The organism is Pantoea sp. S61, from assembly GCF_016625145.1.
Lineage (GTDB): Bacteria > Pseudomonadota > Gammaproteobacteria > Enterobacterales > Enterobacteriaceae > Pantoea > Pantoea rwandensis_B.
Window position 1 is genome coordinate 32376 of the sequence record NZ_JACVUO010000018.1, and the last position, 21528, is coordinate 53903.

General features: G+C 55.1%; 18 protein-coding genes and 4 tRNA genes. 6 read left to right on the forward strand and 16 right to left on the reverse strand.

Going from position 1 to position 21528, the window contains the following annotated elements; genetic code table 11:
- Nucleotides 1-9 precede the first annotated feature (9 nt).
- Together recQ and pldA are read right to left on the reverse strand one after the other, a co-directional pair.
- Nucleotides 10-1833 (reverse strand): ATP-dependent DNA helicase RecQ, encoded by a 1824-nt coding sequence (gene recQ / locus IAE30_RS24350; RefSeq protein WP_038643789.1) that lies wholly within the window; start codon nt 1831-1833, stop codon nt 10-12.
- A 23-nt stretch (nt 1834-1856) separates the two neighbouring features.
- Nucleotides 1857-2735 carry a phospholipase A gene (gene pldA / locus IAE30_RS24355; RefSeq protein ID WP_038643790.1) on the reverse strand — a complete coding sequence of 293 codons (879 nt, stop codon included), beginning with the start codon at nt 2733-2735 and terminating at the stop codon, nt 1857-1859.
- 164 nt (nt 2736-2899) lie between these two features.
- Between pldA and IAE30_RS24360 the strand changes: the two genes are divergently transcribed.
- Both IAE30_RS24360 and rarD read left to right on the forward strand, forming a co-directional pair.
- On the forward strand, nt 2900-3370 hold the full coding sequence (locus tag IAE30_RS24360; protein ID WP_038643791.1) for a thioesterase family protein: 471 nt from the start codon (nt 2900-2902) through the stop codon (nt 3368-3370).
- Between the two features lie 22 nt (nt 3371-3392).
- Nucleotides 3393-4292 carry an EamA family transporter RarD gene (gene rarD / locus IAE30_RS24365; protein WP_038643792.1) on the forward strand — a complete coding sequence of 300 codons (900 nt, stop codon included), beginning with the start codon at nt 3393-3395 and terminating at the stop codon, nt 4290-4292.
- Here the strand turns inward: rarD and IAE30_RS24370 are convergent.
- The 9 genes from IAE30_RS24370 to IAE30_RS24410 all read right to left on the reverse strand — a co-directional run bounded on the left by IAE30_RS24370 (nt 4263) and on the right by IAE30_RS24410 (nt 15173).
- A complete protein-coding gene (locus IAE30_RS24370; RefSeq protein WP_038643793.1) occupies nt 4263-5315 on the reverse strand; it encodes an AbrB family transcriptional regulator in 1053 nt (350 codons plus the stop codon). The genes rarD and IAE30_RS24370 overlap by 30 nt on opposite strands.
- Nucleotides 5316-5485: 170 nt before the next feature.
- Nucleotides 5486-6439, reverse strand: coding sequence for a magnesium/cobalt transporter CorA (gene corA, locus IAE30_RS24375; RefSeq protein ID WP_034827871.1), 954 nt, complete (start codon nt 6437-6439; stop codon nt 5486-5488).
- 320 nt (nt 6440-6759) lie between these two features.
- The gene (uvrD, locus tag IAE30_RS24380) at nt 6760-8922 is read right to left on the reverse strand and encodes a DNA helicase II (RefSeq protein ID WP_038643795.1); all 2163 of its coding nucleotides are present in this window, start codon (nt 8920-8922) and stop codon (nt 6760-6762) included.
- 174 nt (nt 8923-9096) lie between these two features.
- Nucleotides 9097-9813 carry a 5-amino-6-(5-phospho-D-ribitylamino)uracil phosphatase YigB gene (yigB, locus tag IAE30_RS24385; protein WP_200681141.1) on the reverse strand — a complete coding sequence of 239 codons (717 nt, stop codon included), beginning with the start codon at nt 9811-9813 and terminating at the stop codon, nt 9097-9099.
- On the reverse strand, nt 9810-10721 hold the full coding sequence (xerC, locus tag IAE30_RS24390) for a tyrosine recombinase XerC (protein WP_038643797.1): 912 nt from the start codon (nt 10719-10721) through the stop codon (nt 9810-9812). Before xerC ends, yigB begins: the two co-directional genes overlap by 4 nt.
- Entirely contained in the window at nt 10718-11422 is a 705-nt protein-coding gene (locus IAE30_RS24395) for a DUF484 domain-containing protein (protein WP_200539221.1), read from the reverse strand. Before IAE30_RS24395 ends, xerC begins: the two co-directional genes overlap by 4 nt.
- A complete protein-coding gene (dapF, locus tag IAE30_RS24400) occupies nt 11419-12243 on the reverse strand; it encodes a diaminopimelate epimerase (protein WP_038649736.1) in 825 nt (274 codons plus the stop codon). Before dapF ends, IAE30_RS24395 begins: the two co-directional genes overlap by 4 nt.
- 29 nt (nt 12244-12272) lie before the next feature.
- Nucleotides 12273-12476, reverse strand: coding sequence for a lipoprotein (locus tag IAE30_RS24405; RefSeq protein WP_038643799.1), 204 nt, complete (start codon nt 12474-12476; stop codon nt 12273-12275).
- A 135-nt stretch (nt 12477-12611) separates the two neighbouring features.
- Nucleotides 12612-15173 (reverse strand): class I adenylate cyclase, encoded by a 2562-nt coding sequence (locus tag IAE30_RS24410; protein ID WP_038643800.1) that lies wholly within the window; start codon nt 15171-15173, stop codon nt 12612-12614.
- A gap of 312 nt (nt 15174-15485) precedes the next feature.
- Between IAE30_RS24410 and hemC the strand changes: the two genes are divergently transcribed.
- From hemC to hemY, 4 genes are read left to right on the forward strand one after another with little or no spacing between them, the layout of a single operon-like run.
- Nucleotides 15486-16427 (forward strand): hydroxymethylbilane synthase, encoded by a 942-nt coding sequence (gene hemC / locus IAE30_RS24415; RefSeq protein ID WP_200681142.1) that lies wholly within the window; start codon nt 15486-15488, stop codon nt 16425-16427.
- Nucleotides 16424-17164, forward strand: a complete 741-nt coding sequence (hemD, locus tag IAE30_RS24420; RefSeq protein WP_045815831.1) for a uroporphyrinogen-III synthase — start codon at nt 16424-16426, stop codon at nt 17162-17164. Before hemC ends, hemD begins: the two co-directional genes overlap by 4 nt.
- Nucleotides 17165-17187: 23 nt before the next feature.
- A complete protein-coding gene (gene hemX / locus IAE30_RS24425) occupies nt 17188-18318 on the forward strand; it encodes a uroporphyrinogen-III C-methyltransferase (RefSeq protein ID WP_200681143.1) in 1131 nt (376 codons plus the stop codon).
- A 2-nt stretch (nt 18319-18320) separates the two neighbouring features.
- A complete protein-coding gene (gene hemY / locus IAE30_RS24430) occupies nt 18321-19517 on the forward strand; it encodes a protoheme IX biogenesis protein HemY (protein WP_200539219.1) in 1197 nt (398 codons plus the stop codon).
- Nucleotides 19518-20163: 646 nt separating this feature from the next.
- On the opposite strand, the gene IAE30_RS24435 is transcribed toward hemY, so the two are convergent.
- From IAE30_RS24435 to wecG, 5 genes are all read right to left on the reverse strand, one after another.
- Nucleotides 20164-20240 (reverse strand) — tRNA-Pro (locus tag IAE30_RS24435).
- A 45-nt stretch (nt 20241-20285) separates the two neighbouring features.
- Nucleotides 20286-20372, reverse strand: a tRNA-Leu gene (locus tag IAE30_RS24440).
- A gap of 15 nt (nt 20373-20387) precedes the next feature.
- Nucleotides 20388-20463, reverse strand: a tRNA-His gene (locus tag IAE30_RS24445).
- A 90-nt stretch (nt 20464-20553) separates the two neighbouring features.
- Nucleotides 20554-20630, reverse strand: a tRNA-Arg gene (locus tag IAE30_RS24450).
- 158 nt (nt 20631-20788) lie between these two features.
- The gene (gene wecG, locus IAE30_RS24455) at nt 20789-21523 is read right to left on the reverse strand and encodes a lipopolysaccharide N-acetylmannosaminouronosyltransferase (RefSeq protein WP_045814991.1); all 735 of its coding nucleotides are present in this window, start codon (nt 21521-21523) and stop codon (nt 20789-20791) included.
- Between the last annotated feature and the right edge of the window lie 5 nt (nt 21524-21528).

Consider the following 21528-nt stretch of genomic DNA (forward strand, 5'->3'; position numbering starts at 1 on the left):
TTCTTTCCTTTACTCTTCATCGACATGCTCTTTGATCATCACCAGGAACGGTTTACCAAAACGTTCCAGCTTGCGATGACCGACACCGTTCACGCTCAACATTTCTGACGCGGTAATCGGCATTTGCTCCGCCATCTCAATTAATGTGGCATCGTTAAACACCACGTATGGCGGAATGTTAGATTCGTCGGCAATCGCCTTACGCAATTTGCGCAGCTTGCCAAACAAGGTGCGATCGTAATTGCCACTGTGCACTTTTGGCGAGCTGCTGCGGCTCTTCACCGTGACGATGCGCGGTACCGCCAGCATCAATGGCACTTCGGCACGCAATACCGGACGCGCCGCTTCCGTGAGCTGTAAAGCGGAGTGCATGGCAATATTTTGCGTCACCATACCAAGATGGATCAGCTGGCGCAGCACGCTGACCCAATGCTCCTGACTCTGCTCACGGCCGATGCCGTACACCGGCAATTTATCGTGCCCGTTATCGCGAATGCGATGGTTGGTGGAACCGCGCAGCACGTCGACAATATAGCCCATACCAAAGCGCTGGCCGGTACGATAAATGCTGGAAAGCGCCTTCTGCGCTTCCACTAAACCATCATATCGACGTGGAGGATCAAGGCAGATATCGCAGTTGCCGCACTGCTGCTGACGCCCTTCACCAAAGTAGTTGAGCAGCACTAAACGACGGCAGGTTTGCGCTTCGGCAAACGCGCCCATCGCATTGAGCTTGTGACGCTCAATATCTTGTAACGGGCCGGGCGCTTTCTCTTCCAGACATTTACGTAACCACGCCATATCCGCTGGATCGTAAAGCATCATCGCTTCGGCGGGCAGGCCATCACGCCCGGCGCGACCGGTTTCCTGATAGTAGGATTCGATATTGCGCGGAATATCAAAGTGCACCACGAAGCGCACATTAGGCTTGTTGATGCCCATACCAAATGCCACGGTGGCAACCACAATTTGCAGGTCATCACGCTGGAAGGCTTCCTGCACGTGCGCGCGCTGGGCGCTGTCGATACCGGCGTGATACGCGCCGACACTCAGCCCACGGCTTTGCAGACGCGCGGCCGTGTCTTCCACTTTGGCACGGCTGTTACAGTAAATAATGCCACTTTTACCCCGCTGCTCCTGTACATAGCGCAACAGCTGGTCGGTCGGTTTAAATTTTTCCACCAGCGTGTAGCGAATATTCGGGCGGTCAAAGCTGCTGATTTGAATCAGCGGATCGTCCATCTGCAACAGATGAGCGATGTCATTACGCGTGGTTTCGTCAGCGGTTGCCGTCAGCGCCATCACCGGCAGATCCGGGAAACGCTGACGCAGTTGACCAATCGAGCCATACTCCGGGCGGAAATCATGGCCCCATTGCGAGATACAGTGCGCCTCATCCACCGCCAGCATCACCGGATTCCACTGGTGCAGGCTGTCGAGGAAGTTATCCATCATCAGACGTTCAGGCGCGATATACAGCAGCTTCAGCTTACCGGTGCGACAATCCGCAAAGACCTGTTGCTGCTGCTCACGCGTCTGCGTCGAGTTGAGGCACGCCGCTGCCACGCCGTTGGCCAGCAATTGATCGACCTGATCCTTCATCAGTGATATCAGCGGTGAAACCACCAGCGTCAGCCCCTCGCGCACCAGCGCCGGGATTTGATAGCACAGCGATTTGCCGCCACCGGTCGGCATCACCACCAGACAATCACGCCCTGCGAGCGCGGTTTCGATGATGGTTTGCTGACCGGGGCGAAATTGCTGGTAGCCGAAGGTATCTTGTAATACCTGCTGCGCCAGCATTTCCTGATTAAGCACTGCCGATGTTGCCACGGTAATCCTGTTTTTCTGACTGGTTAGAACAGATCGTTAAGTGTTACACCCACGCCAAAACGGGTCTGACGATGGTTATAGTCGATAAGCGATTCACCATACCCGCTGAACAGCTGGGTGTAAAAGCGCACATGCTCAGAGATAGGATAGCTCCAGGCGAAAGTCGCGCCGCCATAGCCGCTGTTCCAGTTGTAGTTGCCTTCCACGCTGAAGATACTTTCACCCATTTCATAACCGAGCTTGGCGCGATAGTAGCCCATGTACTTGGTAATGTCGGGGTTATCATCGTTATTTTCATTTTCTGGAATGCGATACCACGGTTTGATTTCCGCAAGGAAGTTACCGTTCTGCGCCATCAGGCGCGCATAGACGCGGTTCCAACTGCGTGATGTCGGATCGCTACGTCCGTTAGACTCGTGGTTAAGACCGGTTTCGATGTCGCGCAGAGTCCAGCCGGCAAAAGTGTAATCCGTTGCCCAGCCGAGGAAAATCTGCGGCTCATAGTTGGTTTCACGAAACGGCGATGACGCACCACGGTTGGAGAGCTGCCACCACGAGCGCTGCGTATAAGACGCGGCCAACACCGAGTTATCACCCAGAATGCCACGCCACAGTGGGAACGCCAGGCTGAGCTGGAATTTTACTTCATCGTTTTTTGCTTTGTCAGCCCAGTTGTACGAAGAGATCGCCTCTTTGTTCATGTCACTGGTGTAGGTGTAGAGCAAATAGTTGTTTTCGTAAGGATAAAGCACGAACGGGTTATCGTGTTTTTCCAACAGGTTCGCAATAATACTGCCCTTCACTGCCGGGGCGTCATGCACCTCTTTTATGGTGGCTTCATCAGCCTGTGCCAGCGCAGGTATCATCAAAGCTGCGGCCAGCAACGCGTATAGCTTACGCATAACATTCTCCAGGAACTGCGTGTTGTCATTATTAGGGCAATGTTCAAAAAGCACGCCATTCTACACGCAAAGACACAGGTTGATCAGTGCCGATTTCTGAAACTGGAAAGCCGCGCGAACGCGGCATAATATACACAACTCTTTAACATCTTAAGGCAGAAAACATGTCATCCCCGTTGCTGTCACAGCAGGAAGCTCGCCGCCTGATTGGCGAAATCTTTGTTTATCACATGCCCTTCAATCAGGCGCTGGGTTTAGAGCTGGATCGACTCGAAGCGGATTACGCCGAGTTGGGCTTTGCCAACAAAACCATGCTGGTCGGTAATGCGGCGCAGCATATTTTGCACGGCGGCGTGATTGCCTCAGTGCTGGATGTCGCCGCCGGTCTGGTGTGCGTCAGTCATGCGCTGTCGCGTCAGGAGAGCATCAGCGAAGAGGAACTGCGTCAGCGTCTGTCGCGCATGGGCACTATCGATATGCGCGTTGACTATTTACGCCCTGGACGCGGCGATCGCTTTGTCGCCACCAGCAGCCTGCTGCGCGCCGGTAATAAAGTGGCGGTGGCGCGAGTGGAACTGCACAACCAGCAGGGCGATTATATCGCCACAGCAACCGCAACCTATTTGATTGGCTAATGCCCTTTTTTTGGAAAGCATGATGGATACGCAACAAACGCGTCAGGGCATAGGTTATGCGCTCGGCGCTTACTTTATCTGGGGCATTGCGCCAGCCTACTTCAAGCTGGTGAAGGAAGTTCCACCGACAGAAATCATGACGCATCGCGTGATTTGGTCGGCACTGTTTATGCTGGTACTAATTACCCTGAGCCGCAGCTGGCAGCAGGTGCGCACGGTGCTCGCTCAGCCAAAGAAAGTGCTGTTGCTGGCCGTCACTGCCGTCACCATTGGCGGCAACTGGCTGCTGTTTATCTGGGCAGTGAATAATCAGCATATGCTGGAAGCCAGCCTCGGCTACTTTATCAACCCGCTGATCAACGTGGTGTTTGGCATGCTGTTCCTGCGCGAGCGCTTCCGCCGCCTGCAGTGGCTGGCGGTTTTACTGGCAACACTCGGCGTGCTGGTGCAGCTATGGCAATTTGGCTCGCTGCCGATTATTGGCCTTGGCCTGGCGCTGAGTTTTGCCGTCTATGGTTTGTTGAGAAAGAAAATTCAGGTGGATGCGCAGAGCGGCATGCTGATCGAGACCGCATGGCTGTTTCCGCTGGCGGCCATCTACTTGTTTGGCTTTGCTGACAGCGCCACCAGCCACCTCAGCGCCAATCCACTTAGCCTCAACCTGAAGTTGATCGCCGCAGGCATCATCACCACGATTCCACTGATGCTGTTTGCCGCCGCCTGTGCACGCCTGCGTTTGTCGACTGTGGGCTTTTTCCAGTATCTCGGCCCCACGCTGATGTTCCTGCTCGCGGTGGTGTTCTACGGCGAAAGTCTGACGCCAGACAAGATGGTCACCTTCGGTTTTATCTGGCTGGCGCTCGCCGTGTTTATCGTTGATGCAGTCGCATTCTCAGCTCGCACCCGCGTGCGCGTAACGTGAGATAAAGCGTGCGATAGCCGGGCCGGTCAGCAAGATGGTGAACAGGCGTAATGTCTGCAATGCCATCACAAATGCGATATCGACCCGGCTGCCCGCCGCAATAATCGCCACGGTATCCAACCCGCCCGGGCTGGTTGCCAGATACGCCGTCATCAAATCGACGTGCAACACTTGCGTCAGCATCCACGCCAATCCACCACACAGCAACATCAAGCCGAAAATCGACACCAGCATTTGCGGCAGGGTGCGCAGCGCCAGCAGGAAGATCGGGCGCGTAAAGCGCAAGCCCACGCTCCAGCCAATTAACGCATAGGCCAGCGCCAGCAACCACTCCGGCACCTGCAAAGTGGCAACATCGGTGCCGTGCAGCGTCGCACCAATCAGCGCGGGCAGCAGCAGCGCACCCGAAGGGATACGCAGTTTTTGTCCCAGCCAGGCGCCCGCGAACATCACCACCAATGTCAGGATGAAGCTGCTTTGTAAGGCAGGGAACCATACCAGCTCCACGGCACCACCGTTGGTGCCCAGCCCAATGCGTGCCACCACCGCGGCTGCAGTCGCCACAAACAGCACGCGCAGATACTGCATAAACGCCACTAAGCGCACGTCCGCACCGAAATCACCGGCCATCGCCACCATCGCAGAAGCACCGCCAGGCGACGATCCCCACGCACCGGTTGGCCCTGGAAGGTTGCTAAAGCGCACCAGTAGAAAACCCGACAAACCGCTGGCCGCCAGCGTAAGCACCAATACCGCCAGCACCACCGGCCAATCCGCTAAAAGCGGTGAGAGAATAGCCGGTGATAGCGTTTGCCCGATCATGCAACCCAACACCGCTTGTGCGAGCACAAACAAACGTTTGTCGATGCGGACGGTCGCGCCAGAAAGGCCCATGACGGTTCCGACGATCATCGGACCCAAAAGCAGTGCAGCAGGAAGGTGAAACAGCTGGAGAATGATCCCCAGTACTAACGAAGCAATCAGCAGAATGGTCCACTGCTGTCGCAAAGAAAGACGCGCCATAGGGTGGAAATCAGAAAGTGAGAAGTGACAACAGCCTACGCAGAAAAGTTAAACCATGCCAGTTTTGTCGCGGCGCAATTTGTTACGCATCTGTTAGCAGCATTGTCGCTTCAGATAAACGCGATAAATCGCGCCGCTACGAAATCGGTAAAACCTGTCTGGCCGTGTTATTACAACCAGTTTTTCCGTTTGAAATAGAGGTACGGCGCCAGACCGGCGAGGATCATCAAGGTAATCGCGCCAGGATAACCGAAGCTCCACTTCAGCTCAGGCATAAACTCGAAGTTCATCCCGTAGCTGGATGCCACCAGCGTGGGTGGCAGGAACACCACCGACACCACCGAGAAGATCTTGATGATGCGGTTCTGCTCGATGTTGATAAAGCCCATTGCTGCCTGCATCAGGAAGTTCACCTTCTGGAACAGCGATTCGTTATGCGGCAGCAGGGATTCGATATCGCGCAGGATTTCACGCGCCTGCTCCAGCTGATTGCCTGGCAGACGGGCTTTACGCACCAGGAAGTTCAGCGCGCGTTGGGTATCCATCAGACACAAACGCACTTTCCAGCCGATATCCTCCAGCTCCGCCAGACGCGACAGCGCCTGATCGTACTCTTCGCCCTGTTGCCCTTCCATGATCACGCGGCTGAGTTTTTCCAGCGCGCTATAGATGTTCTCGATCTCATCCGCCAGCTGTTCGATTTTCGTCTCAAATAGATCCAGCAACAGCTCGTAGGCGTTGCCATCAGTCAGCGTCTGGTTACGGGCACGCATACGATAGAGACGGAAAGCCGGCAGCTCACGTTCGCGCAGCGTATACAGGCGATCTTCGCGGATGGTAAAAGCCACGGTGGAGTTGCCAGCGTGGTCTTCCGCATCTTCAAAGAAGAAGAAGGAGTGAATGTGCAGGCCATCTTCATCTTCGAAGAAACGTGCGGAGGCCTCGATGTCTTCCAGCTCCGGACGCGTGGCCAGGCTTTGACCCAGCTCGGATTGCACACGATCACGTTCAGTGTCGTCGGGCTCGATTAAATCGACCCACACCGAGGTGTTGAGTGTGTCGTTGTTGTCTTCCAGTTCGATGCGCGTCAGGCGATCGCGTTCGAGTTTAAAAGCGCTCAGCATAGCAATACTCCCCATTGCAGACTTAATGGGACAAGGCGGCACACCGTCAAGCCAAAGGCAAAACGGGCACGGCAAAGCCTGAACGCGGAAACTTTCGCTTCAAGGGTAAATCAGTGCTGACTCGTGCGACGAGAGTGTAAAGGGAGGTCGCTGATAACCGCTAAGGCTACCCGCGTATTGAGGTAGCCTTAGATGTTATTCCTGTTAAACAGGCGGTTGAGCCAGCATCGACTGGGCGCGTCCAAGGCATTGTCCTCTCATGATAATAGTGCGCGCATGTTACGCTGAGACGAAAAAGTCGTCAAGGTAACGCAACGGCGCTACACCGTTTCCAGACGCGCGTAAGCCGCCACCAGCCACTTGATACCCTGGCCCTGAAACGCCACCTGCAAGCGGCTGTGTTCGCCGCTGCCTTCCAGGTTAATGATGGTGCCTTCGCCGAATTTGGCATGGCGCACACGCTGACCGAGCGCGAAACCACTGTCGTTTTCCGCGATCGGGGTACCCATGCGCTGATGGCTCACCGGACGGCTCACGCTGGCGCGCAGACGGACTTCCTCGACGCACTCCTCCGGTAATTCGCCGATAAAGCGCGATGGACGGTGATACACTTCTTTACCATAAAGGCGACGAGTCTCGGCGTAGGTCAGCGTGAGTTTTTCCATCGCGCGCGTGACGCCAACGTAAGCAAGACGACGCTCCTCCTCCAGACGCCCGCCTTCATCCAGCGACATCTGGCTCGGGAACATCCCTTCCTCCATACCCACGATAAACACCTGGGTGAACTCAAGACCTTTCGCCGAGTGCATGGTCATCAGTTGCACTGCGTCTTGCCATTTATCGGCCTGACCTTCACCGGCTTCCAGCGCAGCATGCGACAGAAACGCCTGCAGCGGCATCAAATCTTCGTCTTCGTCCTGATAGCTGAACTGGCGCGTGGCGGTCACCAGTTCCTCTAAGTTTTCGATACGCGCCTGGCCTTTCTCGCCCTTTTCCTGCTCGTACATGATCCACAGGCCGGAATCCTTGATCACGCGATCGGTCTGCACGTGTAGCGGCATATCGGCGGTTTCCGTGGCCAGGGAATCCACCAGCTCGCAGAAGCGCTGCAGCGCCGAGGCTGCACGTCCCGCCAGGGCTTTGTTTTGCAGCAATTCACGCGTCGCTTGCCACAGCGTTAATTGCTGTTCGCGCGCGGTCTGGCGCACCACATCCAATGTGCGATCGCCCACGCCACGCACCGGCGTGTTCACCACGCGCTCAAAAGCGGCATCGTCATTGCGGTTCGCCATCAGGCGCAGATACGCCAGCGCATCCTTAATCTCCTGGCGTTCGAAGAAGCGCATGCCGCCGTAAATACGGTACGGCATGCTGCCTTGCAACAGCGCCTCCTCCAGCACGCGCGACTGGGCGTTGCTGCGATAGAGAATGGCGCAATCCTGCAGCGCGTTACCGTTCTCATGCCAGGTTTTGATGCGGTTTACCACGAAGCGAGCTTCGTCTAGTTCGTTAAACGCGCAATAAAGAGAAATCTTTTCGCCGTCGCTGCCATCAGTCCACAGCTCTTTACCGAGTCGACCATTGTTATTGGCGATCAGCGTGTTAGCCGCTTTCAGGATGTTATTGGTCGAGCGGTAGTTTTGCTCCAGGCGAATGGTTTCCGCACCAGGGAAATCCTGCAGGAAGCGCTGGATGTTCTCGACCTGCGCGCCACGCCAGCCGTAAATCGACTGGTCGTCATCACCGACGATAATCACACGACCGGTATCGCCGGCCAGCATACGGATCCACGCGTATTGGATGTTGTTCGTATCCTGGAATTCGTCCACCAACACGTTGCTGAAACGCTCGCGGTAGTGATTCAGGATATGCGGCTTATTCAGCCACAGCTCATGCGCACGCAGCAGCAGTTCGGCAAAATCCACTAAGCCCGCGCGATCGCAAGCCTCCTGGTAGGCCTGATAAATGCGCAGCCAGGTTTGCTCCACCGGGTTGCCGTAGCTTTCGATGTGCTTAGGACGCAGCCCTTCATCCTTTTTGCCGTTGATGTACCACATGCCCTGGCGTGCAGGCCACTGCTTCTCATCGAGGTTCATGGCTTTGATCAGACGCTTGAGCAAGCGAAGCTGATCGTCGCTATCGAGAATCTGGAAATCCTGCGGCAAATTGGCATCAAGATGATGCGCACGCAGCAAACGGTGCGCCAGTCCGTGGAACGTACCAATCCACATGCCACCCTGACTGGTGCCGATCAGCTGATCGATACGATGGCGCATTTCTGCTGCCGCTTTGTTGGTAAAGGTCACCGCCATGATTGAGTAAGGCGAGCAATTCTCTACCGACAGCAGCCAGGCAATACGGTGCACCAGTACCCTGGTTTTGCCACTGCCTGCTCCGGCCAGCACCAGCAAATTGCTGCGCGGCGCGGCGACCGCCTCGCGCTGTTTGTCATTTAAGCCGTTAAGCAGATCAGAAACGTCCATAAGCACCGTTTTGCCAAAGTATTAAAAGGAGAATTGAGAAATGCGGTTTCTCAGCATTTAAGCAACGCACCCTGTATAGCGGTGCTATTCATCGCAGGATGAAGGGTGCCGCTACGATTTGTGCGTCAGACAATGCCCGTATCATCCAGCCATTAGCTGGATGAACATACAGCATTATAGCAGCGAGGTCAGCGATGCCAACTGATGAATTTCGACGTGCGGCAGCAAACGCGCATCGTCAATTTTCATCAGGTTGTCATCACGCAGATTGATCCAGCAGGCTTGCATGCCCGCATTTAATGAACCGACCACATCGGTGGTGAGATCGTCGCCCACGTGCAGAATATGCTCAGGTGCGATGTTCAAACGCTCGGCCGCCAGCTGGTACATATCCTGCCACGGCTTAGCGCGACCGTGCGGGCCAGCGCGCAGGGCGAACTGGAAGTAGTGATTAATCCCCAGCTTTTCCGGACAGGCGTTGCCGTTGGTGATCGCCACCAGCGGCACGCGCTCGCCCAACCACTTCAGCGTTTGATGCGTCTCATCTGGCATCTCGACTTCGCTGCGCCACTGGTGGAACACGCCCATCACTTCGCTGGCACCGGCGCGGGCTTCAGCAGCGGATAAGCCGATATTGATCATTGCCAACTCGACCGAGCGGCGACGCCACTCAGACACGTCGTGATAAATTTCCGGCTCACGCACCAGCAATTCGTCGCGCAGCGCCTGATAATCAGCGGGGGTGAATTCACGCAATGCCGGATGAAAGGCCTGCAATGCGGCGTGGGATTCGGCGGTGGTTTTAAGGATCACGGGATGGTTGTCATACAGCGTATCGTCGAGATCGAAAGTGATCGCTTTGATCGGGCCCAGCGGGCGGTAGAACTTCATTCAGACTTTCCTCGTTTAGCACGTGGATGTGCCGCGTCATACACGGTCGCCAGATGCTGGAAATCGAGATGGGTATAGATTTGCGTGGTCGACAGATTGGCGTGGCCGAGTAGTTCCTGCACCGCGCGCAGATCGCCACTCGATTCAAGCAAATGGGTAGCAAAAGAGTGACGCAGTTTATGCGGATGAATATGGTTGGCCACGCCCTGCTTAATGCCCCACTCGGCAAAACGCTTTTGCACGTTACGCGCCGATATGCGCGTGCCGCGACTGGAGACAAATACGGCATCATCCTGCGGCGCGAAGCTATCACGCAGTGGCAACCAATGTTTCAGCCAGGTCACCGCCGTGCCACCAATCGGCACACGTCGTTCTTTGCTGCCTTTCCCCAGCACCCACACTTCACCGGCGTCGAGATCGACATGACGACAATCCATGCCCACCAGCTCCGACAAGCGTAAACCGCCGCCGTACATGGTTTCCAGCATCGCTCGGTCGCGCACCGCCAGCGGATCGTTCAGGTCGATTTCCAGCAGCTGGTTAACCTCGTCAACATCCATATTTTTTGGCAGATGGCGGGCATTGCGCGGCGTAGAGATGCCTTTGGCCGGATTGGCGCTTAACATCCCCTGGCTGACCTGCCAGTCGAGAAAACTACGTAGCGCCGACATGCGCAGCGCCAGGCTGCTGGGCCCTAATCCGGCACGACGGCTGCGCGCCGCCAGTTGGCGAACCTGTGCGGGCTCCAGTTGCGCCCATGAGACGATCTTCATCTCATCGGCCATCGCGGTCATCGTCTGCAACTGGCGGGTGTAATTCTTTTGCGTCAACGGGCTGAGCTGGCGTTCGACTTTCAGATAACGCAGAAAGCCCTCAACGGCAGGCTGCAACGGGCTGACGTCACTCATGCGCGTTCAATCCAGCGAGACAGCAGATCCGGCAGCATTTGCGCCAGATGCTGCAACAGTAAGGTGCCCATGCCCGCTTGATAGTGCTGGTTATCGCGGCTGCTGAAAATCAGCACACCAAGTTCACCCCGTTCGCCCATCAACGACATCGCCACCGACCCGATGGCTTTCGCCTGTGGCAACAGCAGCAGTAACTCCGGGCCATTCAGGCTGCCAAGGTAATGATGTTCAGCACCAAAGCGTTGAATACGCAGCGGCTCAAAAGCCTGACGAGAAAGACCCAACTGAGTGAAATCAGAAGGTGCGCCGATGTGCCAGTGGTCGTTGAACACCCGCACATGGGCTCCGGCCAGACCCAACTCACGCGCCCAACGGTGCAGACGCGTTAACATTTCCTGCAAGCTATCCGCCGCGGCAAGATGGCCTTGCAACCCCAGCAGGCGATCAAACAGTTGATGGTTGGCCGTGGCCTGCTCCATCAACAGCGTGATTTCCTCTTCCAGTTGCTGGATGTGGTTGCGCTGACGCGCCATGTGCCACTCCACCAGCGACACACTGCCGCGCACCGGGTGCGGCACCATCATCTGTTCAACCTGGTGCGCATTGCGAATAAAGAAATCGGGGTTCTGGCGCAGGAAGGCGCTAACCGACTGATCGTCCAGCAAAACCGCGCTGTCGGTTTGCTCTTCGACATTTTTCATAGATGAATAAACCCATCATAGACGTGTGTGGCTGGGCCGGTCATAAACAGCGGCTGACCCGCCCCTTTCCAGGCGATATGCAGCGTTCCGCCAGGCAAATCAACGCGAACTTTTTCCGCCAGAATGCCTTGCTGAATGCCGCAGGCAACGGCCGCACAGGCACCGCTGCCACAAGCCTGGGTTTCACCTGCGCCGCGTTCATACACGCGCAGACGAATGTGTTCAGGATTAACCACTTCCATAAAGCCCACGTTGACGCGTTCCGGGAAGCGTTCATGGCTTTCCAGCACCGGACCCAGTGTTTCTACGGCTGCCGTTTTCACACTCTCAACCTGAATCACACAGTGCGGGTTCCCCATGGATACCGCACCAAACATTACGGTCTGCTCGGCAACACGTTGCAGATACAGACTTTCCGCTTTATTGGCGCGCAGCGGCACTTGCTGGGGATCGAAGTTGGGTTCACCCATATTAACGCGTACCAGCTCATCGCTGGTCACGCTCAGCACCATGCGCCCGGTTTGCGTACTTACGCGGATGTCGCTTTTATTGGTCAGCCCTTTCAGGCGCACGAAGCGGGCGAAACAGCGCGCGCCGTTGCCGCATTGGGCCACTTCACTGCCATCCGCGTTGAAAATTCGATAATGAAAATCAAGATCCGGATCGTAAGGCGGTTCGACGATCAGCAGCTGATCGAAACCGATCCCCAGATGCCGATCCGCCAGGCGGCGAATCAGTTCCGGCGAAAAAAAGACGTTTTGCGTCACGGCATCCACAACCATGAAATCGTTGCCGAGACCGTGCATTTTCGAGAACTGCATTTTCTGCTCCGCCGGATTACTCATAGAGATTAGTTCGCCTGTGAACCCGATTTACTGGTGACCAAACCGTTAACGTCAGCATCCTGCGCCGCTTTTTGCTGCTGCTCGGTGACCTGCTGATTTTGTTTCGTCGGCTGATCTTTGGGCGGGAAATACAGCGGTCCTTTCAGGCCACAGCCTGCGAGGCTGACCAGTGCCAGCGCCATACCCAGCTGACTTATCATGTGTCTCATTCTGTCTGCTCTTCCTGTCCTTAAGCCTTGGCTGCTTATCATCGCAGTTGACGTTGTAAAAGCAACAGGAAATACCCGCAAATCCGGGCGCATGTCAGAGGAAAAGCCAATCCCACCGCGCGAACGCAGGCGGGATCAGTGCATTTGGTAGCGCGGCTGGAAATCGCCGTTGTCGTTATCGGGCTGCGTCGCACAGAGCTGCGTCAGCGTCTGGCTGCGGAACGGAATCACCTGGAAGCGATCGCCTGCGTGCACAATCTGGTAGAACTGTGGCAGGTTGAAGTTGATAAAGCTGGAGCCATAGGTGAAGCGGTCATGCGACGAGGAGTAAAAACGGCTCACGTCACGCACCAGCTCTTCTTTACTGCCTTCGCAATGGTGATAAACCTCAACGCGATTGGTTTCGTCGAGGATATAGATGTTGAAGCCGCGATCGTCATTGGTGTCTTCAAAGAAGAACTGAATGATGCCTTCGCTGGCATAGCCATTCACCACCGGCGGCAATGGCGTTTGATTCGACTCCACTTTGATCGACAAACCGTGCAACTTGTTGTTGGAAATCGCGCCGTAGAACTCCACCGCATTTTCCAGCTTCTGCACCGATACGCTCATGCGCTCGAAGAACAAGCCCCACGTCTGGCCCGCCATGCGCAGCGCTTTGAAGCGGCCTGGCTCCTGACGGGTGCTGGAGAGTCGCAACTCAATACACTCAGACACCAGCTGCTGCACGCGGGTACGAATTAAACCGCGCAGATGCTGGCTATAACAGAACACTTCCACCGTATCCGGCGGCGCGGCATCCTGATGCATTTTGCCGAGAATGGTTTTCAGCGCTTCGATCATCGCCTGCTCACCGCTGAAGTGCAGCGTACGCACTTCATTCCACGAGTTGCGGTACAGCAAATCAATGCTGCCAATCAGGCACTGCTGCTGCTGGCCGAAGCTGAATACATCCAGCTTACGGAAATCGAAATGCACCACCTGATTGCGGAAGGCTGAGGTCGGATCGTGTTCGAGATTGACAATAATCGCCAGATGACGAATTTCGCACGGGCTGTACAACGCTTTTGGCGTCGGTGCCGCTACGCGCAGCGGGAAGTGACTCGAGACATCGTTGACCAACTCCTGCAAGCGCGGCAGATCGCAGAATTCGTTGCCCTTCATATGCAAACGCGTTTTGCTGGTCAGCAAACCGTTGAACCACGCCCACGCCACTAACTTGTTCAGGTAGCGGTTATATTCCAGCGGCTGATGGCTGATGATCGAACTCATGTCCGGCGACTGGTTGTAAAGATACCAACCGGCGCGATTGGCGCGGCCTTCCGGCACATGAATAAAGGTCAGATTATCTTCCGACAGGTCAGGCGAAATCTGTGGGTTCACCAGCGTCACTTTGCCCGGCAGCGCTTCAAACGCGGCATACAGTTTACGCGTCAGCACGCCGATATCCTGCGGGCTGGCACTGACGCTTAAATTGTTACGACGGGCAAAACGGATCAGGTTGCGATAGCTCTGCATCATCGCATCCAGCAGCTCGTTGTGCGCTTCACGCACACGCTCAATTTTCCACTGGGCGCGGTTATCCAGTACCGCAATTTTCTCTTCATCCCAACCCCACTCTTTCACCAGTTGCGAAAGAATCTCGCGGCGCCAGCCTGAGCGGTGATGGTGGTGATCGTCACTCGAGAGCTTCTCACACACTTTTAAATAGAAACATCGACGCACCAAATCAAGGCGCGCCATGTCATCAACGCTGGTCAGATAGCGCGTCACGCGCTCCAGCATCATGCAGTAGGGATCGAGGCCAAAGCAGACAATTTCGCCATCGTGCAGACGCTGTTTGATATCCATCGCCAGCAATTGCGTGTTCGGATATTCCCAGCTGTACGCTTCTAACAGCAGGGTTTTCAGCACCGCTTTGTACGGTGAATCGATACTTTTGTACAGCTGCCACAAGCTGGCCCCGAAGTACTCTTCGGCTGACAGCGTGCCGAGACCGCCGAGATCCAGCCACTCATTCGGCGTCAACACGCCTTGTGAATAGAGTGACATAACGTAATCGTCGTAATGATGCTCTTCTTCGCCGGGCACCATGTTCCACAGGATGCGTTTGCCCGCCATACGCACAGCGGTACGGTAGAACTCATCCAGCAGCAAAATATGTTGGGTTGAACCGCAGTCTTCACCACCGAGGCTGCCGCTCTCATTGTGGCGGAAACGGTTCTCGTCGATCAGGAAGAAACTGACTTCCACACCCATTGACACACACCATTTCTGCAACAGCGTACACTTGCGCTGCAGATTGAGACGCTCTTCATTATCCAGCCAGGATTGGTGGCACACCCAGATGTCGAGATCGGACACGCTGTTCTGACCGACAGACGAGGTACTGCCCATCGAATAGATGCCGGTAATCGGACGTTCACCTTTGACGGCAGTGCTGAGATCCAAAGACTGATCGCCTGCCAACTGTTGCAACAGATGCTGTTGGTTTTCATCAGGCGTGAAGAAGCTGACGCCGTGGGGAACGCTACCTTCAAGGTAGCCGGGCATCAACGGGTGATGATAGTGCAGTAATGTTGGCAGCAGACTGTAGACTTGCTGGAAGGCAGGTCCCATAGCAGCCAGTGCGCGATCAACGCGCAGCTGGTTAATTGCATCCAGTCTCTGTTTCAGTGTCTCAATGTAGAGGTACAAGACGTTTCGCCTGATTGTCCCAGTGTTAAGCACCCTGTTTCCAAAACCTGCCGCTTAATAATAAAGATGTTGGGCAAATTATTGCTGGAAACGTGATCAATCTAACACCTGGAGGATTGACCGTAAAGAAAGTTGCGCTACATGACAGTTTAGCACGTTCCCCATGTAGCCCTGCTTTTTCGGACTTAGACGTCAGATAATGACGCAACAATGCGTAACAACTGACATCGAGGCCTTTTCAATCCGTTGAAACTGACAGCATTCCCCTATCAATGATAGGATAATCGATGAACGATCAAAATGGTTAACAGCATGTTAAACAAAATTTTCAGAATTGCTACCAGACAAAGTCCCCTTGCTTTATGGCAGGCACAATATGTCCAACAGCGCCTGATGGCAGCACATCCGGGCGTGCAGGTTGAGTTGGTGCCAATGGTCACCAAAGGCGACATCATCCTCGATACACCGCTGGCTAAAGTCGGTGGAAAAGGCCTGTTTGTCAAAGAACTTGAACTGGCAATGCTGGAAAACCGTGCCGATCTTGCCGTGCACTCCATGAAAGATGTGCCGGTGGAATTCCCGGAAGGTTTGGGTCTGGTCACCATCTGCGAGCGTGAAGACCCGCGTGATGCCTTCGTCTCCAACCTTTATAACAGCATCGATGAACTGCCACAGGGCGCGATTGTGGGGACGTCCAGTCTGCGCCGTCAGTGTCAGCTCAGTGCACGTCGCCCCGACCTGATCATCCGATCTTTGCGTGGTAACGTGGGCACCCGCCTTGGCAAGCTGGATGCCGGGGAATATGACGCCATTATCCTTGCCGCGGCAGGCCTGAAGCGCTTAAACCTCGACGACCGTATTCGTCAGGCGATGCCCGCTGAAATCTCGCTGCCCGCCGTCGGCCAGGGTGCCGTCGGCATTGAATGCCGTCTTGATGATCACGAACTGATCACCTTGTTGCAGGCGCTGAATCACGCCGATACCGATGTTTGTGTGCGCGCTGAACGCGCGATGAACACACGCCTTGAAGGCGGTTGTCAGGTTCCCATCGGCAGCTTTGCCTTATTAGAAGACAATCAGTTGTGGCTGCGTGGCTTAGTCGGCTCACCGGATGGCCACCAAATGGTGGTAGGTGAACGCCGTGGTCCGCGCGAAAACGCCGTGCAAATGGGGATCTCCCTGGCAGAAGAGCTGCTGGATGGTGGCGCCCGCGACATTCTGCGCGACGTCTATCAGGGGCAAACGCCTGCATGACCATTCTCGTGACCCGCCCGGAGCCCGCTGCCAGTGAATTGGTTTCGCGTCTGCGAACCCAGGGAAAACTGGCGTGGACTCTACCGCTGATTGAATTTACGCCGGGTCGCGATTTGCAACAATTGCCACAAAAGCTGGCGGCTTTACGGCCGGGCGATCTGGTGTTTCTGCTGTCACAGCAGGTGGTGCTATTCGCCCATCCGGCGCTTCAGCAAAGTGCCCTCAGCTGGCCCGAAACACTCGACTACTATGCTATAGGGCGCAGCACCGCGCTGGCACTGCATACCGTCAGTCATCTGAAAGTAGACTATCCTCATGCGCGGGAGACCAGCGAAGAGTTAGTGCGGCTCAACCGCCTGCAGCAGGTTAATGGCAAGCGTGCGCTGATTTTGCGCGGCAGCCCAGGCCGTGAATTACTGGCAGAAACCCTGCTGGAACGCGGTGCCAAGGTGGAATACTGCGAGTGCTACCAACGTTGTGAAAAGCATTATGAGGGCGCGATTGAAGGCCGTCGCTGGCGCGATCGCGGGATTACCACGCTGGTGGTCACCAGCGGTGAGATGTTACAACAACTCTTTGCACTGTTTCCGCCAATTGATCGTCGGGAATGGTTATTGCACTGTCGACTGGTGGTCGTCAGTGAACGTTTGGCTACTCAGGCCGCCGAATTAGGCTGGCAGGATATTGAGGTAGCCGATGGTGCTGATAACGATGCGCTGCTGCGTGCGTTACGCTGAACTTAACAATGGGATGAGCCATAATGACGGAACAAAAAGCCTCCTCCGCCATGGTTGAAGAAACCACCCCGGCGGACACTTCCCCCACGCCAGACGGTAAAAAGCCTAGCGATAAAAAAAGCGATGGCAAAGTACTGAGCGCGGTGGCGATCGTGATTGCGCTGGCGATTGGCGCGGGACTTTACCTCAATGGGAAACATCAGGCCGATTTACAGGCTCAGACAAACCAGAACCTGAGTGAACAGTTGAGCGCCCTGCAGCAGCAACTGGGCAGCGACAAACAGCAGCTGACGCAACAACTGGATACCGCGAATACGGCGTTGCAGGAAGCGCGAACGCAGCAGGATAACAGCGCCAAAGAGCTGGAGACCCTGCGCGATAAAGTCGCGACGATTTCTGGCAACGACACCCGCACCTGGCTACTGGCGCAAGCGGACTACCTCGTGAAGCTGGCGGGTCGCAAGCTGTGGAGCGATCAGGATGTCACCACAGCAGCCGCGCTGTTGAAAAGCGCTGATACCAGCCTGGCCGATATGAATGACCCGAGCGTGATGAATGTGCGTCGTGCTTTAACGCAGGACATCAGTTCTCTCTCAACGGTGAGCCAGGTCGATTACGATGGCATCATCCTCAAACTCAATCAGTTGTCGAACGGCGTCGATAATCTGCGTCTGGCTGACAATGACAGTGATGATTCACCGATGGATGCCGATGGCGGAGAGCTTTCCAGCTCGCTGCACGAATGGCGTCAAAATCTGGTGAAGAGCTGGCATAACTTTATGGATGATTTCATCACCATCCGCCGCCGTGATAATACCGCACAGCCGCTGCTGGCACCGAATCAGGACGTTTACCTGCGTGAAAACATTCGTTCACGCCTGCTGATTGCCGCCCAGGCCGTGCCACGTCATCAGGATGAAATCTACAAACAGTCGATTGATGCGGTCTCAACCTGGGTGCGCGCCTGGTATGACACCAACGACGCTGCCACCAAAGCTTTCCTCGCACAACTGGATGAGCTGAGTCAGCAAAACATCTCAATGGATGTGCCGGATACGCTGGAAAGTCAGGCGCTGCTGGAAAAATTGATGCAGACGCGCGTGCGCAACCTGCTGGCGCAGCCATCGGTTCCGGCTGATCAACAGGGAGGCTAAGCATGCTGAAAGTATTGGTGCTTTTCCTGCTGCTGATCGCAGGCGTGGTATTGGGGCCGATGATTGCCGGCCATCAGGGCTACGTGCTGATTCAGACCGATAACTGGAACGTGGAAACCAGCGTCACCGGCTTGGTGATCATCCTGATCCTTAGTTTGCTGGTGATTCTGTTCATTGAATGGATTTTACGCCGCGTGTTCCGCACCGGCGTACGTACGCGCGGTTGGTTCACGGGACGTAAACGCCGCAGCGCGCAGCGTCACACGCAAAGCGCGCTGATGAAACTGGCGGAAGGTGATTACAAGCAGGTTGAAAAACTGCTATCGAAGAATGCCGATCACGCCGATCAGCCCGTTGCTAACTACCTGCTGGCTGCCGAAGCGGCACAGCAACGTGGTGACGAAGTCCGTGCTAACCAACATCTGGAGCGCGCCTCTGAGCTGTCTGAAAATGACACCATTCCGGTTGAGATCACCCGCGTACGCCTGCAACTGGCACGTAATGAAGATCACGCCGCCCGCCATGGCATTGACCGTTTACTGGAAGTCGCTCCGCGTCATCCTGAAGTGCTGCGTCTGGCTGAACAGGCTTATATCCGTACCGGCGCATGGGGCGCGTTGCTGGATATTCTGCCCTCCATGCAAAAATCTCAGGTCAATGACGAAGCCCATCGTGAGGCGCTGCAACAGCAAGCCTGGCTAGGCATGATGAATCAGGCAATGGCCGATCAGGGTAGCGAAGGTCTGAAGAAGTGGTGGCAAAACCAGAGCCGTAAAACGCGTCAGGAAACGGCGCTGCAGGTAGCGATGGCTGAACATCTGATTGAGTGTGATGACCCTGATACCGCGCAAAGCATCGTGCTGGAAGGATTGAAGCGTCAGTATGACGACCGCCTGGTGCTGTTAATGCCACGTATTAAAAGTGGCGATCCGCAATCACTGGAGAAAGCGCTGCGCCAGCAAATCAAACAACATGGCGCAACGCCGCTGCTGCACAGCACCTTAGGCCAGATGCTGATGCGCCACGGTGAGTGGCAACAGTCCGCAGAAGCTTTCCAGCAGGCACTGGCACAACGCCCGGATGCTTTTGATTATGCCTGGTTGGCCGATGTCTATGATCGCCTGCATCGCCCCGAGGACGCTGCTCAAATGCGCCGTGAAGGTCTGCTTCTGACCTTGAAGACTAATCCAAACGCTTGATTTAACGATTGTTACTTTTGTGCACGCCGGGCTTGTCCCGGCTTTTTTTTGCCTGAAGAGTCGCGGAATGGGGGAAAGTACAGATAAAAAAACACCTGCCATAAGCAGGTGTAAGATCAGGTCGTTCAGACAACTGATGGTATCCGACTCAACGTAATGTCCTTCTTACTGCAGTAAAGCGTGCGCAATAACTGCCAGGCTGGACAACGGATACCGTAAGGGGCTCTGCATCATTCCCAGGTTTATGTAGCATCAGCAGACATAAGAGGTGGAATGAGCATCTACAGGTTAATTATTGCATAAGCCGTGCCAGAATTGGAGGTGTAGAAATAAGTTATTTTAAATCAGTCAGATAAAGGTAAAACCCTCTCTCAGACTGAACAGTGCGTCGTGATTTCGCTACACTCCCCTTAATAACTGTCTCCTATCAACGACAAGCAATGCAAGGAACTGTCAGTCAATTTAAAATCAATGAGTTACGAGTCTCATTATGACGACAACGGCAGTGAGCGTGATTTATAAGGCTGAGAAGCTGAGAAGCTGAGAAGCTGAGAAGCTGAGAAGCTGAGAAGCTGAGAAGGATAAAATCAATCAAGGGAAAGATAAAACGAAAAAAGCCTGCTTTTTCAAGCAGGCTTTTCGAATATGGTCGGCGAGAGAGGATTCGAACCTCCGACCCACTGGTCCCAAACCAGTTGCGCTACCAAGCTGCGCTACTCGCCGATTTTTTCTGTATCTTATTTCTTCACGCTACCGCGTAATTTTGCCTGGTGCGAAGGGAGGGACTTGAACCCTCACGTCCGTAAGAACACTAACACCTGAAGCTAGCGCGTCTACCAATTCCGCCACCATCGCGTGCCCAGCAAAATTTGGGGTGGCTAATGGGACTCGAACCCACGACAACTGGAATCACAATCCAGGGCTCTACCAACTGAGCTATAGCCACCATAATTCTGTTGCGTAAGCATCTCTGCTTACTATTTTCACTGCATAACGCGGTTAAACCAACCACCGAAGCTCTTGCGCACAAACTAAATGGCGCGCCCGACAGGATTCGAACCTGAGACCTCTGCCTCCGGAGGGCAGCGCTCTATCCAGCTGAGCTACGGGCGCGTAGCGCCGTTGCGGATGGGCATACTACGGGCTTGACCTCATACTGTCCAGCGCTTTTTTATAAAAAAAACGCGTTTGATTACGCTTTGTGCATTCCGTCGATTATTAATGCAGTTTTACTGGCTGCACTGATGATATTGCTGAAAAAATCGGCGATATCAGAGATCGCCACGCCAATGATAGCGCAAATATTTCAGCAGTTTTAACTGGCGGCGCCAACGCGAAGGCTGCCGAATCAGACGATAGAGCCACTCCAGCCCTAATTTCTGCCAGATTCGCGGTGCACGCGCGACGTGGCCGGTGAAAACATCATAGGTACCGCCCACGCCCATATAGAGCGCATGCGGCCAGTGCGCGCGGCAATCACGCATCAGCAACTCCTGACGCGGCGAACCCTGCGCCACCGTGACAATCTGTGCACCGCTGGCCGCAATGCGCGCAAACAACGCCTCACGCTCTGCCGGGGCAAAATAGCCATCCTGACTGCCGACGATGTTCACATTCCACTGGCGACGCAGTTTGTCACAGGTTTCATCCAGCACCGCCTGACGACCGCCAATCAGAAATACCGGAATGCTGCTGCGGCCCGCGCGCTCCATCAGGGCTTCCCACAGATCGGCACCAGCAATGCGGCTAACCTGCAACTGCGGATATTTTTTGCGTAAGGAGCGCACAATGCTAATGCCATCCGGATATTTAAATTCCGCTTCAGCAATCAGCGCCCGCAGCTGCGCATCCTCTTCCAGCGTCAGCATCTTTTCTGCATTCATCGCCACCAGCGTGCCACAACGCGGCTGGCCACCCGGCAGCAAGAAGTGCAGGAAGCTGTCCATGTCGATAAACGCGTGAAGATCGACACCGCGCAAGTTATAGCGCGGCTTATCGGTTTTCATGAATC